The organism is Flavobacterium zhairuonense, from assembly GCF_004352915.1.
Lineage (GTDB): Bacteria > Bacteroidota > Bacteroidia > Flavobacteriales > Flavobacteriaceae > Flavobacterium > Flavobacterium zhairuonense.
In genome coordinates, this window is record NZ_SJSY01000074.1 from 485,679 (window position 1) to 502,203 (window position 16,525).

Annotated in this window: 14 protein-coding genes; 4 read left to right on the forward strand and 10 right to left on the reverse strand. The window is 32.7% G+C overall.

Annotated elements, in window-relative coordinates; translation table 11 throughout:
• Positions 1-8: 8 nt before the first annotated feature.
• The 4 genes from bglX (at position 9) to EYY60_RS16465 (ending at position 6,663) form a co-directional block, all read left to right on the forward strand.
• Complete coding sequence (gene bglX / locus EYY60_RS16450; RefSeq protein ID WP_132990399.1) at positions 9-2,309, forward strand: beta-glucosidase BglX; 2,301 nt, start codon at positions 9-11, stop codon at positions 2,307-2,309.
• Between the two features lie 81 nt (positions 2,310-2,390).
• The gene (locus EYY60_RS16455) at positions 2,391-3,173 is read left to right on the forward strand and encodes a glycerophosphodiester phosphodiesterase family protein (RefSeq protein WP_235832346.1); all 783 of its coding nucleotides are present in this window, start codon (positions 2,391-2,393) and stop codon (positions 3,171-3,173) included.
• A gap of 33 nt (positions 3,174-3,206) precedes the next feature.
• Positions 3,207-5,123: a discoidin domain-containing protein gene (locus tag EYY60_RS16460; protein ID WP_132990400.1), complete on the forward strand. Its 1,917-nt coding sequence runs from the start codon at positions 3,207-3,209 to the stop codon at positions 5,121-5,123.
• A gap of 148 nt (positions 5,124-5,271) precedes the next feature.
• On the forward strand, positions 5,272-6,663 hold the full coding sequence (locus EYY60_RS16465; protein WP_132990401.1) for a M20/M25/M40 family metallo-hydrolase: 1,392 nt from the start codon (positions 5,272-5,274) through the stop codon (positions 6,661-6,663).
• A 290-nt stretch (positions 6,664-6,953) separates the two neighbouring features.
• On the opposite strand, the gene EYY60_RS16470 is transcribed toward EYY60_RS16465, so the two are convergent.
• The 10 genes from EYY60_RS16470 to tpiA form a co-directional block, all read right to left on the reverse strand.
• Entirely contained in the window at positions 6,954-7,628 is a 675-nt protein-coding gene (locus EYY60_RS16470; protein ID WP_132990402.1) for a YiiX family permuted papain-like enzyme, read from the reverse strand.
• Between the two features lie 122 nt (positions 7,629-7,750).
• Positions 7,751-8,659 (reverse strand): hypothetical protein, encoded by a 909-nt coding sequence (locus tag EYY60_RS16475; RefSeq protein WP_132990403.1) that lies wholly within the window; start codon positions 8,657-8,659, stop codon positions 7,751-7,753.
• 20 nt (positions 8,660-8,679) lie between these two features.
• A complete protein-coding gene (kdsA, locus tag EYY60_RS16480) occupies positions 8,680-9,498 on the reverse strand; it encodes a 3-deoxy-8-phosphooctulonate synthase (protein WP_132990404.1) in 819 nt (272 codons plus the stop codon).
• 367 nt (positions 9,499-9,865) lie between these two features.
• On the reverse strand, positions 9,866-11,764 hold the full coding sequence (locus tag EYY60_RS16485) for a hypothetical protein (RefSeq protein ID WP_132990405.1): 1,899 nt from the start codon (positions 11,762-11,764) through the stop codon (positions 9,866-9,868).
• A 24-nt stretch (positions 11,765-11,788) separates the two neighbouring features.
• Positions 11,789-12,241, reverse strand: a complete 453-nt coding sequence (locus EYY60_RS16490) for a 2-dehydro-3-deoxyphosphooctonate aldolase (RefSeq protein WP_132990406.1) — start codon at positions 12,239-12,241, stop codon at positions 11,789-11,791.
• Between the two features lie 99 nt (positions 12,242-12,340).
• A complete protein-coding gene (locus EYY60_RS16495) occupies positions 12,341-13,018 on the reverse strand; it encodes a lysoplasmalogenase (protein ID WP_132990407.1) in 678 nt (225 codons plus the stop codon).
• Entirely contained in the window at positions 13,015-14,298 is a 1,284-nt protein-coding gene (locus EYY60_RS16500) for a sterol desaturase family protein (protein WP_132990408.1), read from the reverse strand. The genes EYY60_RS16495 and EYY60_RS16500 overlap by 4 nt, the downstream gene beginning before the upstream one ends.
• A gap of 64 nt (positions 14,299-14,362) precedes the next feature.
• On the reverse strand, positions 14,363-14,638 hold the full coding sequence (locus tag EYY60_RS16505) for an ATP-dependent Clp protease adaptor ClpS (protein WP_095927736.1): 276 nt from the start codon (positions 14,636-14,638) through the stop codon (positions 14,363-14,365).
• Between the two features lie 36 nt (positions 14,639-14,674).
• Complete coding sequence (gene prmA, locus EYY60_RS16510; RefSeq protein WP_132990409.1) at positions 14,675-15,508, reverse strand: 50S ribosomal protein L11 methyltransferase; 834 nt, start codon at positions 15,506-15,508, stop codon at positions 14,675-14,677.
• A gap of 220 nt (positions 15,509-15,728) precedes the next feature.
• Entirely contained in the window at positions 15,729-16,481 is a 753-nt protein-coding gene (gene tpiA / locus EYY60_RS16515; RefSeq protein WP_132990410.1) for a triose-phosphate isomerase, read from the reverse strand.
• Between the last annotated feature and the right edge of the window lie 44 nt (positions 16,482-16,525).

A 16,525-nucleotide genomic window follows, 5' to 3' on the forward strand; every position in this document is an offset into this window, starting at 1 on the left:
AATACATAATGAAAAACAAATTAGTCTTACTTTTTTTAGGATGTGCTGTTTTGGGTTACGCTCAAAAAAAGAGCACAAAAAGTACAGTGAAAATTAAACCTAAGTCAGAGTTTGTGGCAGAGTTAATGTCAAAAATGACATTAGAAGAAAAATTAGGGCAGTTGAATTTACCAACATCTGGTGATATTACAACTGGTCAGGCAAATAGTTCAAATGTTGCAAAAAATATTGCTGAAGGTAAAGTTGGCGGTTTGTTCAATATTAAATCAGTACAAAAAATTAAAGAAGTACAAAAAATTGCTGTTGAAAAAAGCCGTTTAAAAATTCCGTTGCTTTTTGGTATGGACGTGATTCACGGTTATGAAACAACATTTCCAATTCCGTTAGGATTGTCTTGTACTTGGGACATGGCTTTAATTGAAAGAAGTGCTCAAATTGCCGCAAAAGAAGCAAGTGCTGACGGAATCAACTGGACATTCTCTCCAATGGTTGATATTTCTCGTGATCCACGTTGGGGAAGAGTTTCTGAAGGTTCTGGAGAAGATCCATATTTGGGAAGCCAAATTGCAAAAGCAATGGTTAACGGATATCAGCAACACGACCTTTCAAAAAACAATTCCATTTTAGCTTGTGTTAAACACTTCGCATTATATGGCGCTCCAGAAGCTGGACGTGATTATAATACAGTTGATATGAGTCATATCAGAATGTTTAATGATTATTTTCCACCTTACAAAGCAGCAGTTGATGCTGGTGTAGGTTCAGTTATGGCATCTTTCAATGAAATTGATGGAATTCCAGCAACTGGAAACAAATGGTTAATGACAGATGTTTTAAGAAAACAATGGGGTTTCAAAGGTTTCGTAGTAACCGATTTTACGGGAATTCCTGAAATGATCGAACACGGAATGGGGAATCTTCAAGATGTTTCGGCTTTAGCTTTAAATGCTGGTGTTGAAATGGATATGGTTGGAGAAGGTTTCCTAGGAACTTTGAAAAAATCTTTGGATGAAAAAAGAGTTTCAATGGAAACAATCGACAATGCTGTAAAACTTATTTTAGAAGCAAAATACGATTTAGGATTGTTCCAAGATCCATATAAATACTGTGATGAAAAAAGAGCTAAAACTGAAATCTTCACAATGGATAGCAGAAAAGAAGCGCGTCAAATTGCTGCTCAATCATTGGTTTTACTGAAAAACCAAAACCAATTATTGCCTCTTAAAAAATCTGGAACTATTGGTTTGATCGGACCATTGGCTGATGCTAAAGAAAATATGCCAGGAACTTGGAGTGTGGCTACTAAAATGGAAAACGCAGTTTCATTATTAGCTGGAATCAAAGAAGTTGCCGGAGCAGGAACTAAAGTTTTATATGCAAAAGGAAGCAATTTAGATTATGATGAAACTTTTGAGACTAATGCTACAATGTTTGGAAAAACATTACACCGTGATGGCCGTTCAAAAGAAGAATTATTAGCTGAAGCTTTAAAAGTAGCTGAACAATCTGATGTAATTGTTGCTGCACTTGGAGAATCAGCTGAAATGAGCGGTGAATCAAGCAGCCGTACCAATTTGCAAATTCCACAAGCGCAAAAAGATTTATTAAACGCTTTACTAAAAACAGGAAAACCAGTAGTGGTAGTTTTATTTGACGGACGTCCGTTAGTAATTACTGACGAAGAAAAAACAGTTCCAGCAATTTTAAATGCTTGGTTCGCGGGTACTGAAGCGGGTTATGCTATTGCTGATGTTTTATTTGGAGATGTAAATCCTTCTGGAAAATTAACAGCAACTTTCCCAAGAAGCGTTGGTCAATTACCAATTTATTATGCACATAAAAATACAGGAAGACCGCTTTCTAACACAGAAGGTAAATTTGAGAAATTCAGATCAAACTATATTGACGAAAGAAATGAGCCATTATTCCCTTTCGGATACGGTTTAAGCTACACGACTTTTGATTATTCAAACTTGAAAATTTCTTCTGATAAAATGAATTTCAGCGGAAAATTAAAAGTAACAGTTGACGTAACGAATACAGGAAATTTTGACGGAAAAGAAACAGTTCAATTATACATTAGAGATTTAGTTGGTTCAGTAACAAGACCAGTTAGAGAATTGAAAGGTTTCCAAAAAATAGCACTTAAAAAAGGTGAAAAACAAACAGTAAGTTTTGACATTACTGTTGAAGATTTAAAATTTTATAATTCTGATTTGCAATTCGCAGCAGAACCTGGACAGTTTGATGTTTTCGTTGGAGGAAATTCAACTGCCGACAAGAAAGTTAGTTTCGAGTTAACTAAATAGTTGGTTTATTGGTTAGTTAAGAGCCCTTCATATGGAGGGCTTTTTTTCTAAAATAAAGATTCTCTTTTTAATTTTTTACCTATGAATACATTTAAAATATCTCGCACCTTTACAATAATGTTCTTTGTAATTTTTGCTTCTTGCAATGCGCAAAAAAATGCAATTGTAGCCCATCGCGGTGCTTGGAAAAAGAATAATTTACCTGAAAATTCAATTGCTTCTTTAAGACATGCAATTGATTTAAAATTGCCAGGTTCAGAATTTGACGTTTGGCGCACTGCCGATGATTCATTGGTAATTAATCACGATGCTCATTTTAATAAACTATTGATTGAACAAACAAATTATGCCGATTTGATCAAGTTTAAATTATCAAATGGTGAAAAGCTTCCAACGCTTTACGAATATATTTCAGAAGGAATAAAAAACAATAAACACACACTTTTAGTTTGCGAAATCAAACCTTCGGAAATAAGCAAAGAACGTGGACAAAAAACAGCAGTAATGGCGGTTGAAGTCATCAAAAAATTGAAAGCCGACAAAAAAACATGTTATATAAGTTTTGACTACGATATTCTGAAACAAATTAGAGCTATCGATTCAAAAACTTCTCTTCAATATTTGGAAGGCAATAAATCTCCGATTGAAGTTAAAGCTGATAAAATTAACGGAGTTGATTACCATTATTCCGTTTTTCAAAAACACCCAGAATGGATACAGGAAGCTAAGGATAATAAAATTATTCTAAACGCTTGGACTGTTAATGATGCAAAAGACATGGATTGGATTATAGCTCAGAAATTCAATTACATCACAACAAATGAACCCGAACTTTTAAAGGAAAGAAAAGAGATTAAAAATTAATCTTTTTGAAAGCTTTACTAAAGAAATTTAATCATGAAAAAGATATATAAGCAATTTATGCCAATTTTGTTTTCGATGCTTTTCGGAAGCAGTCTTTTGGCACAAAATTCTGGTAAAACAGAATGGTTTGATCCTGCAAAACCGGCAACAACATATTGTAATCCAATAAATATTGGCTACAATTTTACGACACATAATCACAACGGGATTCCTGAATCTAGACGCTCAAGCGCCGATCCTGTAATTATTACCTACAAAGGAGAATATTATTTATTTGCGACGAATCAAGCAGGTTTCTTCTGGAGTAAAGACATGTCTGATTGGAAATTTGTTTACGGAAGTTTTCAAAGACAACCTGGCGATGATGATCAATGCGCACCTGCAGCTTGGGTTGTAAACGATACATTATTCTATGTTGGATCAACTTGGAAAAGAGACCATCCAATTTGGAAAACTGCTGATCCAAAATCAGGAAGATGGACGCGTCACGTTGATAAAGCAATGTTACCAACTTGGGATCCTGCAATTTTTCAAGATGATGACAAAAAAGTATATATGTACTACGGTTCAAGCGGAAAATTGCCTCTTGTTGGTACTGAAGTTGATTATAATACTTGGCTTCCAAAAGGGAATCAAGCAGATTATGCGCAATTGTATAAAGCAACCGAAGTAGAAGATATTCAGCGCCCGTATGGACAAATCAAAGAAGTTGCGATTTTAGATCCTTCAGCGCATGGTTGGGAACGTTTTGGACCAAATAATGATATGGAACCCGCACCTTGGGGGAATTTCATTGAAGGTGCTTGGATGACTAAACACAACGGAAAATACTATATGCAATATGGCGCGCCGGCAACTGAATTTAAAGGCTATGCAAATGGCGTTCATGTTGGCGATAATCCGTTAGGACCTTTTACGTATCAAAAACACAATCCAATGTCATATAAACCGGGCGGATTTGTAATTGGAGCTGGACACGGAAATACTTTTGCAGATATTTACGGGAATTATTGGAACACAGGAACCTGTAAAATTTCTATAAAAGATCGTTTCGAGCGTCGCATTGATATGTTTCCAGCAGGATTTGATAAAGATGACGTAATGTATTCTATTACAGCTTATGGAGATTTCCCGATTGTGCTTCCAACTGGCGAGCGCGATCAAACAAAAGGCGCTTCATCGGGCTGGATGTTGCTTTCGTACAAAAAGCCGGTAACGGTTTCATCTTCTGAAGAATGTATGGAGGTTGAAACTCACAGAATGGATAATGGAGGAAAAAAAGTCTATGAGAAATTTTGCTACGGAGCAGAAAATTTAACAGATGAAAATATCCAAACGTATTGGTCGGCAAAAACTAGTAATCCTGGCGAATGGCTTCAAATGGATTTAGGCAGACAAATGGAAATTAAAGCGCTTCAGATTAATTATGCTGATCATAAAGCAACGCAATACAATAAAGCAATGGATATTTATTATCAATATAAAATATTCATGTCTGATGATGCTAAAAATTGGACTTTGGTTGTAGATAAATCTAAAAATGATAAAGATGTGCCACATGATTATGTAGAGCTTACAAAATCAATCAAAGCGCGTTATATCAAAATGGAAAACATTCATAACGCATCAGGTTTGTTTGCTATTTCTGATTTCAGGGTTTTTGGAAATGGTTTGGCAGAAAAACCAAAAGCAGTTTCTTCTTTCAAAGTAGATAGAAATAAAGCAGATTCACGAAATGCTATGATATCTTGGAAAAAACAAAATGATGCCGTTGGCTACAATATTTATTACGGAATTACTCCTGATAAATTATACAACAGTATTATGGTTTACGGCGACAATTCATACGATTTTAGAGGTTTAGATAAAGGCACAAAATATTATTTCACCATTGAACCTTTTAATGAAAACGGAATTGGTACAAGAAATAAACTTATTGAAGTGAAGTAGTTTTGATGTGATAAAATTTAAAAGCTCTGATTGTAAAGTTAAAAAATTACAATCAGAGCTTTTTTTTGAGAAAAGACTACGAAAAAAATTCTGACAGGTCTAAAGAATTTTGTTCCTTTGCGAAACAACCCAAAAATGCTATAAAACAATGAAAAAAACGATTCTTTTAACTGCTTTAGTTTTAAATGGATTGACCGCATCTTTTGCTCAGTCAAATGATGAAAAAAACATTAAATTATTTTATAAAAAAGCCTTGACCGAAGCTAAATGTTATTCTTGGTTAGAATATCTTTCAAATGATATCGGAAGCCGTTTATCTGGATCTAAAGGCGCTGCAGAAGCTGTAGAATATACGAAAAGACAATTAGAAAGCCTTGGTCTTGACAAGGTTTATTTACAAGAAGTTATGGTTCCTCACTGGGTTCGCGGTGAGAAAGAAACAGCTTTCATTCTAGATGGAAAGGTAAAAACTACAGTGCCAATTTGTGCTTTAGGAGGTTCTGTTGCAACTCCAAAAACAGGAATTACAGCAGAAGTGATCGAAGTGCAAAGCCTTGACGAATTAAAAAGCCTTGGTGACAAAGTAAAAGGAAAAATTGTATTTTTTAACAGACCAATGAATCCTGAAAACATAGGAACTTTTGATTCTTATTCAGGAGCAGGAGACCAAAGAAGAAGCGGTGCAAAAGAAGCAGCTAAACTTGGTGCAGTTGGTGCAATTGTACGTTCGTTAAACTTACGTTTAGACGATTTTCCTCATGCAGGAGCACAAAGTTATGGCGATTTGCCAAAAGAGCAATATATTCCGGCTGCGGCAATTAGTACTAATGGAGCTGAATTATTGAGCAAAACATTGAAAGCAAATCCAACTTTAAAATTCTATTTCAAACAATCTTGCGAGACGTTGCCAGATGCTTTGTCTTATAATGTTATTGGAGAATTGACTGGAACAGTAACACCAGAAAATGTTATGGTTGTTGGTGGACATCTTGATTCTTGGGATTTAGCTGACGGTTCACACGATGATGGAGCAGGAGTAGTGCAAAGTATGGAAGTGGTTCGTATTTTGAAAAACTTAAACTACAAACCTAAAAATACAATTCGTGTGGTATTGTTTATGAATGAAGAAAACGGAGGAAAAGGTGGTGCAAAATATGAAGAAGTTGCAAAACAAAAGAACGAGAATCATATTTTTGCTTTAGAAAGTGATTCAGGTGGATTTACGCCAAGAGGATTTTCAATTGAAGCTGATGATGCTAACTTCAAAAAACTGCAAGAATATAAAAACCTTTTTGAGCCTTATTTGATTCATAATTTCACAAAAGGACACGCAGGATCAGATATTGAGCATTTAACTTCAAAAACGATTGTAAAAGCAGGTTTACAGCCAGATTCACAACGTTATTTTGATTATCACCATGCAGCAAACGATAAATTTGACGCAATCAATAAAAGGGAATTAGAACTTGGCGCAGCTACAATGACATCTTTAATCTATTTAGTTGATCAAAACGGAATTGTTCTTCCTGCTTCAAATTAATTTTTGATAAATCATAAAACAAAAAAGCTATGAGTTTTGCTCATAGCTTTTTTGCTTTTATAATGTTTCTAAAACCTGAGCTCGATTGTTACAAGCTCCGGCGGAGCGTAATATTTATAGTTAAATTTGGTAGCATTGATTTAAGAAAGCTCCATCGGAGCGATTTTTTTTTCAAGATCATCAAATTATTATGACACCTCTACGAGGTTTTAACTGGTTGCTAAATAATAAATGCTATAAATATATCGTCCCTTCTGGGACTTTTCATATTGATAATAATCAAGTTCAGGTTAATACGTATCAATCACTGTTTTCAATAAATTAGAATCGGCGAGGTCAGAGGGCGCGACAACATTTTCGTCTAACGGAATATCATTGCCATATCTCTCTTTCAGAATTTTTTCGACTCTTTCGTCAGTTAAATTAAAATCTTTCAGTTTTCTTAGTTTTGATAATTCGATGGCGGCCGCGTTTTTGTATATTTTCCAAACCAATTCAGAGCAATATATTCGATTGTCTGTCCATTCAAAATAAGCATCATATTCTTTACCGTTAAATTGATGACTGTAATCTTTCATTTTTTGAAGAATTTCAGGTTTCAAAACATTGTTGTTTTTTAATCTTTTGATTACATATTTATTGTCTTTTCCATGTTGGATCCAATCTTCTAAAGGAGTTAGTTTTACAGGTTGAACGGCTTCAAAAACAAATAAATCGCCATTCATTTTATAAATGATACCACAATGTGAAAATTTGGAATTTGTGGCAATTCGTACCGCTTCACATTGAGGAGATTGCGAAGTCTGAAAAATAATATCACCATCCTGAATTTTATCGAAAGCAGTATTTTGTGCTTTTTTTCCTGAAAATGGATTATTCGGAAAAACTTTCATTGCAACAAACAGCGCACACCCAAAACTGAGCAAAAAAGTAATAATAAGAAAAAGGGATTTTGGTCTTTTCATATTTAAATTTTAAAAAATTAAAAGTATAATTTATTCTTCAGTTTTCATTCTTAATTAACAGATGCAAAAAAGCAGAATTTCAAATGAATGAAATTCTGCTTTTAATATTGTGAATGAATTTTTTAGATTCTAAAAATTCCTCCTACGGCAACAATTCGCTGAAAAAACATAAAATGTTGGGTAGCTTTATCGTCATTGCTCATTGTTGTTCTGATATCTTTCATGTCAATGTAACCTCCTTTTAACTCACCTTGAAGGTAAAAATGTTTAAAGAAAGTGAAGTTTAAACCTGCTTTTGCAGATACACCAAATCCAGAAACATGAAAATCGTCATGGCGTTCCATTCCCAACAAACTTGTATTTGTTTTTGGATATAAAACCCCAGCTCCTAAACCTTCAGTCAAGTTAATCTGAACTTTATCAATATTTGGCAAACCAAACCACTTTGAAATATCATCAAATCTAGAAACCTCAGTATTAATGTAGTTCAAACCATCTGTGTGTTCGTACATTAAAAAAGCAGGAGGAAATCCTTGTGCTTCACCTTTAGGGTATCCACCTTCAATAGCACCATTTTGAGACATATCTACAGGAGTATTATTATATACTCCGTTGTAATAAGACCCAGGCTGATCAGCAGGTAAATTGATGTTTCCAGTAACATTTGCAATCTGATTTTGTGTCATCACATATTTCATATGGTCAACCCCAATTGTTACACTGTAGTGATCACTAAAAAAATAACCCAATCTCAAGTTTGTCTGAGGAATTGTCATGTTTGCAGGATTTATATAATCAACATGATATCCTTTTGGTTTATCATGCGCAGACATGTCTGCAACTGTAAAGTTGTAATCTTTTCCTCTAAAATTTACATCAGATTTAGTGTAACTTTCTCTATTTCCTCCCCACATTACAAAGAATTTCCCTTTATTATGAGCAGTATATTTTTCTTGAACCGAAATTTCGTTCTGAGCAAAAGTGTTTAGTGAAACACAAGCCAGAAAGAAAAATAAAATTTTTGTTTTCAAAGAACTTAAGTATTATAAAATTAGAATGAGTTAACTGTCTTTCTGATGGCAACTAATTTGTTCATTAAACCTTCAAAATAGTCTAAATGAAGCATATTTGCGCCGTCACTTTTTGCATTTGCAGGATCAAAATGCGTTTCGATAAAAATACCATCAACACCAACGGCAATACCCGCTTTTGCAACCGTTTCGATCATGTCAGGTCTTCCGCCAGTCACACCTGCAGTCTGATTTGGCTGTTGTAAAGAGTGTGTAACATCAAGAACTGTCGATGCATATTGTTGCATAGTAGGAATTCCTCTAAAATCAACAATCATGTCTTGGTAGCCAAACATAGTACCGCGATCTGTAACCATAACATTCTCGTTATTACAGTCTAAAACTTTTTGAACGGCGTGTTTCATGCTTTCTGGACTCATAAATTGTCCTTTTTTCAAGTTTACTGTTTTTCCAGTATTTGCAGCCGCAACAACTAAATCAGTTTGACGAACCAAAAATGCTGGGATTTGCAAAACATCAACGTATTGTGCTGCCATATCAGCATCTTCATTCGTATGAATATCTGTTACAGTTGGAACATGAAAAGTTTCGGATACTTTTCTTAAGATTTTTAAAGCTTTTTCGTCGCCAATTCCAGAGAAACTGTCGATTCTAGAACGGTTTGCTTTTTTAAAAGATCCTTTAAACACATAAGGGATCTGAAGATTGTCGGTAATACCAACTAATTTTTCAGCAATTCTTAGCGCCATTTCTTCTCCTTCGATAGCACAAGGCCCCGCCAATAAAAAGAAATTCCCGCTGTCAGTATGCTTAATTTGTGGAATATGTTGTAAGTTCATAAAATTATTTTTTTGCACTGCAAAGGTAGTTATGATTTATGAGTTTGAGATGAAGATTTAAGATTATTTTAAGAAGCTAATCCTGCTATTCGTTTCAATATTTCACTCTTAAACTTTTTTTTCCAAAGTCTGTTCAGGAGCTTCCTCCGGTCGCTCTGCCCAGTCAGGAAAAAATAAGTTTAAGAGTGAAATGATTTCCACTGCTATCAGGGCTAGAGTTTAGTGGAATTACGAAAATTGATCTAAAATCATTGTAGCTTATTTGGCAACAATATTAGGATATCAAAAGAAATTGGTAAATGATATTTATCATGTTTTATGATACTCTGTTGTTTTTTATATAAAACTGATTAATAGAATTATCTATTTAAATGTTATCAAATAAATTAAGTTTTCCAGTATCTAAATCATGTAAAAAACACTCTTTACGTAGAAAGAAATTAATCATAGTATTTGCTAATTCAATATCATTTTCACTTAAGACTTTAATTAATTGACGTATCAAGTTTCCGGAATAATCTCTAACTTTCCAAACGAAATATGGAAGTAATGCATTATCAAAATGAGCATTATGAACAATTAAATTCCTGAATCTATAAATCATTAAAACATCTTCTTTAATGAGCTTGATGTTTTCCTCAATATTCTTTTTTGTTAATTTTGAATCACTATAAAAACTAATTGTGTTTTCTATTTTTTGCAGCATAAATAAGTCTTTCTCATAAGTTTTTATTTCAGGTAAACAAATAATGAATTTTTCTAAATAAATATTTTCACCAAAATTTTGGTTCAAGTTTGCTTTTATTATCAGTTCTTGAGGAAAATGAATTTTTTTATTAAAAGATTTAACTTGTGATTCATAATGACGATATACTTCCCAGCCATAATCATATGCATATTTAAAAATTTGAGCAGATGAAATAATTTCTTGTATTAAATGAATTTTTCCTTTTTTCTCATCGTTTAAAATATCTTTTTTGATATTATATTCTAGGTTAAATAAATTTTCAATTGCTATCCAGTAATTTAGCATTTTATCTTCCTGTTTTACTGATTGTTCAGCTTTACTATACCAATGAATCGCATTTAGAAGCTTTGATTTTCCTTTTTCATTAAAATTTTCATTGTCCCATAAGAATGAAAAATCATTTAGACTTTTTATATCATTTTCAAAATCATTTAGATCTAATGAGTCTCTATACTTAATATGGTTATCTTTTTTATTTAACCCCCATGATGAATAAATATATTCTCCTTTTTCAACGATTAAATAATCTGTGGCAATAATTTCTATTTCAGTATTTTTTTTAAAATAACAACTTACTAAATCGAGTGTGTTTTCAAGTTTTGTTAAGGCATTTATTAGGGATGATTTGGGTAACAAATAGTTGTCAATTTGTACAGAAGCTTGAATAAACTTTTCATCTTGCTCTTTATTATGTAAATCTTCATATTTAAAATAGTCAGGATTTGTGATAAATCTTTTCTTGTCTAATGTGTATAAAGTAGTTTCTCCTATTTGTATATCTATAGATCCTTTTAATCCTGTTACAATAAATATATAATTAACTGTCTTTTTTTCTTTATAGTAATAAAAAAGTAATGAATTTATTCGATCTGCAATCGTCAAATTATCTATTAAGTTAGATACTTCAAGATTATATTTTTTATGATTAAAACGACCATTTTTAAATATATAATTTTTAGTATCTAAACTATGCGGATATTTTGTTGAAATCACATTTTGGGTTATTTTATAACTAGAAAAAATATTTAAAGCAAATTTTTTAATATCATCTAAAACATATCCTTTTTTTATATATTCAACAATTATATTTTGACTTAAGTATGTTATGGAGTTCACAAAACTTATTGTTATTTCTTCAGGCTTTTGTAATTCGTGATTTAATAATTCGACACATGAATTAAAATAAACTCCATCAAGAAATTCTTTTTTTAGATTTTTCGAAATTTCCAGAATATAATTGTTTCTACCGCTATTAAATATTGATAGCAATATTTTAAACTGCGAGCTAAATTTTTCTTTAATTACTGTGTCATTATTTAAATAAAATGAGATTTTGTTAAAAAAGTATTTTTTATTATCTGAATTTTGAAAAGAATTTTCCTCAATTTCTGTAATAATATCTTCAATTAATATATGCGGATTATATAATGAGAGACCATAGGATTTTTTAAGAAAATTAGAAATTAAATCTTCCCATAAATCAATCCAAAAATCAATTCGAATATCAATATTATCCATAAGTGCTATAAATCCAATTAAGTATTAGTTCTGCTTTAAACTCAATCCCATCGGAACCATTAAAATTCCTTTTTCATAAACATTTAAATAAAGGATAATTGGCTTTTTTTGACCTTCCCAAGTCAATTCATAAACATTCAAAAATCCAGCTCCCATATCGCTTCTTTTTGTTGGAAAAGGACAACAAGTCTCCATGCGTTTATAGGTGATTTTTTCTCCTTTTGGTCCCGCAAGAGCATTTAAAAAACGCGTTTCGTTTAATGTTTCATCTTTGGTATTTCGGTAGAAAATATTCACTGGATAATCAGGGTCGTAACCGTATTTTTTGTCTTTTGCAAAAAGCGTTATGGCAAAAGTATTGTCTTTTTTCAAAATTAAATCGGGAGCATTGTCATCAACATTCTTTAAAGTCGATTTTGTGCTCATGCAAGAAACTGCAGAAAATAATAAAATTAAAAAAAAGAATATTCTTTTCATGGTTTTAAGAGTTTTGGTCATACAAATGTATCGGCTTTTCATTCACAAAAAATGATTTTGAAAATCTTTTTTGGTTTTAAATCAAATCCAAGTTTTGCCTTAATCAGCCTTTTTTGGATTTACTTTCAATATACCAACTGCAATCAGATATTGTGCCACAAGATAAGTAAGCATAATAAAAAATGCACTTTTCTCAAATGGCGCATAAAATTTATTAATAGCCAAAATACTGTCAGAAAGAACAAAAGCAATTGCGCCTAAAAAAACATAAATATTTCCTGGCTTTTGCCACATCAAATAACCATTAAAAGCAAATAATAGCATAATCGAAATCACGCTTGCATACACGATTACCGGAATTTGCAAATCGCCTAAAGTAGGCAATAATACTGCGAGCATTCCAATTAAGTACAAAGCAATTGTTACGCTTCCAATTCCAAAAACAATTAAATTTCTGGAGATTTTCTGTTTGATTTGTCTGTTGAACAAAACGCAATAAATGATATGGGAAATAAGAAAAGAAACTAATCCGAGAATGAAATAAATTTCGCCTAAATCTGCAAAAAGCAGAATCACATCGCCAATCCATGAAAAGAGCAAAGCAAGCAATAAAATATTTTTTGTTGGAAATGATCGACAAAAATAGACGCTAAAACTTAACAGCGGAATTAAAATTGGCTTTAAATATAAATCAAGGTTTTCATATCCTAGCAGTAAAACAATTAGATAAATTAGGCAGAAAGCGAGGTAGATTTTAAAATATGTGGCATTTCTCATAAGGCATTCATGGGGTTTATAGTTTGGGGTTGGTTGTTTTTGAAATCGACAGTCACAAAATAAATTGTAGCTAAAAAAGATAAAGCTAAATAGATTAAAATAATAGAATTGGCAAAAGAAAAAATGGTATTAAGTCCAAACCAATCACCGTTGAAAACGATAATTCCGATTGCAATGCTAAAACGGAATCCTTCCCAAAAAATGGCATATTTGCTCTTGTCCATTAACTCGCTGTAGCTATAGATTGTGATAAAAATAAAAAATCCGTAGACAAAAATATTTGGCAGACCAATTTTAGCAATATTATCAAACAAATAACTAACGAACAATAATGTTATTAAAACTTGAGTTACCGACCAATAAATCAGTTTCTGAGAGTTTTGTGTGCCATATTTTTCAAAGTTAAATACGTTCTCAATTTTGTTTACGGGATATTTTTCTTCAAAATTTTCTGGTCTCCAGCCGGTTGGCTTAAACCAGATAGTGAATTTGTCTTTCCAGTTTTCGGCACGCCATGCATCTTTGATAAGAAGGGTTAAATGCTGAAAGTTGATTTTTATTGGATTCCAAGTATTTGCAGGTCTTGTGATTCCAAAAACGGGCGGAACATCATCTAATTCGGCTTGAAAAGTACCGAACAATTTGTCCCAAAAAATAAAAATCTGCGAGTGGTTTTTGTCTAAATATTCAGGATTTATGGCATGATGCACTCGATGATGCGAAGGTGTCACGGTAATATGTTCCAAAAATCCCATTTTGTTGATATGTTTGGTATGGTACCAAAATTGTAAAAACAAATGAAGCGGAAGCGTAATGGCAATTACAGAAGCCGGAACTCCTAAAAGTGCTGCAGGAATAAGCAAAAAAGTAAACAGATTTACCAAACTTGCAATAGGCTGACGCAAGACACAGGCCAGATTAAACTCTTCGCTGCTGTGATGAATGGCATGTTTGTTCCAAAGAAAATTGATTTGATGCGCCAATCTATGGCTCCAATAACCGTAAAAATCAATAACAAAAAAAGCTATAAAATAGGAGAGTACGCTTGGTTCTAAATGCTGTAATGCAATTTTAGAAACCAGCCATTCATACGAAAGAAAAGTAACGCTAAGTCCTAAAACATCTTTAATAGAATTTGTAATTCCGGAACTGATGCTCGATACACTGTCAATTAAAGGTGCAGTGTCGTTTTTTTTGTAAATGCCGTAGATTTTTTCAAAAATGATTAAGGCCAAAAAAACGGGCATCGCAATGATTAATATTTTTCCGTATTCTTCCATAAAAAAAGCATTCTATTTTATTCAAATATAGAATAAAATAGAATGCTTTCTAAAAAATTTGCAACTAAACAATTTCGGCGCTAAGGCCAGCTTCCAAAAGTTGTGTGCATTGAGGTTTAAGTTTTTCAATCGGACCTGTTTTTACAGTACATTTTCCGTTGTAATGTACAATCAAAGAACATTGCTCTGCTTGTTCAGCAGTGTGGTCGCAAACACGCATAAGAGTATCAATTACGTGATCAAAAGTATTTACATCATCATTGTAAACAATGATCTCGTTGTTGAAAGCAATGGCTTCCTTTTCGCGAACTCTTTCTCTTACTTTTTCTTTAGTACTCATAGTTTTATGTTTTGTACTGAATTGATTATCAGTAATCTAATTTACGTATTTTAAAGATACCCAATTGTTTCGCTGAAGCTTTTTAACATAAGTCAATCCTTTTTCAACACATGAAGCATCAATAAACGGAATGTCTTCTTCATAAAAACCGCTAAAAAGAATAATCCCTTTTGGATTCAAAGCATCAACATAAGCTTGCATATCGTTCAATAAAATATTTCTATTGATATTGGCAATAATCAAATCGTATTTTTTACCAGCCAATAAAGCTGCGTCGCCTTCATAAACGCTGATGTGTTTGCAATTATTGCGTTCAGCATTTTCAATCGAATTTAAATAACACCAGTTGTCGATATCAATAGCGTCAATTGGTTCAGCACCTTTCATTTCTGCTAAAATTGCTAAAATTGCAGTACCGCAACCCATATCGAGAGTTTTCAAACCTTTAACATCCATTTCTAATAAATGCTGAATCATCATGTGAGTTGTCTCGTGATGACCAGTTCCAAAACTCATTTTAGGTTCAATAACAATGTCAAACTGAGCATCAGTTTTTTCGTGAAATGGTGCGCGAACATGGCATTTCCCGTCAACATCAATAGGTTCGAAGTTTTTTTCCCATTCTTCGTTCCAGTTTACTTGGTCGATTTCTTCAATCGTATATTCAATTTTAAATTCTTCAGATTGCAGAATATAAATATCATCCAGAATATTCTCATCCCATAAATCCTTCTTCACAAAAGCTGAAATTCCGTTTTCTGTTTCTGTAAAACTTTCAAACGCTTTTTCGCCCAATTCAGCCACTAAAATTTCAGAACCCAATTCTTTTGGCTCAATCGTAAAATGATATCCTAAATATATATTCGACATAAATAAAAAATTTTTGCAAAGGTAAGAATAGAAAGCAGAAGTTGCCTATTTATCTATGAGAAGATTTAAAATTTAAGAATAATTTAAAGCATAAAAAAAGCGATGCATTAAGCATCGCTTCCTGTTTTTTAGCCACAGATTAAAAGGATTCGCACAGATTTTTCTTCAAACTAGTTTAAAAAATCCAATTAATCTTTTTAATCTGTGGCAAAAAAATATTTTAGATTGCAGTAACAATTGCTAAGAAATCGTCAGCTTTTAAAGCAGCACCTCCAATTAAACCGCCGTCAACGTCTGGTTTAGAGAAAATTTCTTTAGCATTTTCTGGTTTAACAGAACCACCATATAAAATAGAAACTTCATCAGCGATTTCAGCTCCAAAAGCTTTGCGGATAACTTCTCTAATGAATTCGTGCATTTCTTGTGCTTGCTCTGGCGAAGCAGTTTCTCCAGTTCCAATAGCCCAAACTGGCTCATAAGCCAAAACAATTTTTGACCAAGATTCTTTTGCAATATGGAAAACTCCGTCACGCAATTGGTTTTCAACGATGTTGAAGTGATTTCCAGACTGACGGTCTTTTAATTCTTCTCCAAAACAGAAAATTACTGTCATATCATGTTTCAAAGCTGTATCAACTTTGTTTGCGATTAATGCATCGGTTTCGTGGAAAATAGCTCTGCGCTCAGAGTGACCTAAAATTACTGTATTAACGCCAATGCTTGTCAACATATCTGCAGAAATTTCTCCTGTAAAAGCTCCGCCTTCAGCTTGGTGAACGTTTTGAGCAGAAACTCCGATAGTTGTATTTTTTAATTTTGTCGCTGCCGCTTGTAAGTTAACAAAAGTTGGAGCTACAATTACTTGTGCATTGGTTTTTGCTGGAATTTTAGCAATTAATTCGTTCAATAATTCTTCAGTCTGTGCAGCATTTTTATGCATTTTCCAGTTTCCTGCAACAATCGATTTTCTCATTTTGGTAGTTTTTATTATTCTTTTAATTTTTTGTTTTTAAAGTA

Bases quoted from the DNA above. Each gene is read 5' to 3' on its own strand.
- tpiA (WP_132990410.1), bottom strand. From the start codon at position 16,481: ATGAGAAAATCGATTGTTGCAGGAAACTGGAAAATGCATAAAAATGCT.
- EYY60_RS16465 (WP_132990401.1), top strand. From the start codon at position 5,272: ATGAAAAAAACGATTCTTTTAACTGCTTTAGTTTTAAATGGATTGACC.
- EYY60_RS16500 (WP_132990408.1), bottom strand. From the start codon at position 14,298: ATGGAAGAATACGGAAAAATATTAATCATTGCGATGCCCGTTTTTTTG.
- bglX (WP_132990399.1), top strand. From the start codon at position 9: ATGAAAAACAAATTAGTCTTACTTTTTTTAGGATGTGCTGTTTTGGGT.
- kdsA (WP_132990404.1), bottom strand. From the start codon at position 9,498: ATGAACTTACAACATATTCCACAAATTAAGCATACTGACAGCGGGAAT.
- EYY60_RS16490 (WP_132990406.1), bottom strand. From the start codon at position 12,241: ATGAAAAGAATATTCTTTTTTTTAATTTTATTATTTTCTGCAGTTTCT.
- EYY60_RS16460 (WP_132990400.1), top strand. From the start codon at position 3,207: ATGAAAAAGATATATAAGCAATTTATGCCAATTTTGTTTTCGATGCTT.
- EYY60_RS16505 (WP_095927736.1), bottom strand. From the start codon at position 14,638: ATGAGTACTAAAGAAAAAGTAAGAGAAAGAGTTCGCGAAAAGGAAGCC.
- EYY60_RS16495 (WP_132990407.1), bottom strand. From the start codon at position 13,018: ATGAGAAATGCCACATATTTTAAAATCTACCTCGCTTTCTGCCTAATT.
- EYY60_RS16485 (WP_132990405.1), bottom strand. From the start codon at position 11,764: ATGGATAATATTGATATTCGAATTGATTTTTGGATTGATTTATGGGAA.
- prmA (WP_132990409.1), bottom strand. From the start codon at position 15,508: ATGTCGAATATATATTTAGGATATCATTTTACGATTGAGCCAAAAGAA.
- EYY60_RS16455 (WP_235832346.1), top strand. From the start codon at position 2,391: ATGAATACATTTAAAATATCTCGCACCTTTACAATAATGTTCTTTGTA.
- EYY60_RS16470 (WP_132990402.1), bottom strand. From the start codon at position 7,628: ATGAAAAGACCAAAATCCCTTTTTCTTATTATTACTTTTTTGCTCAGT.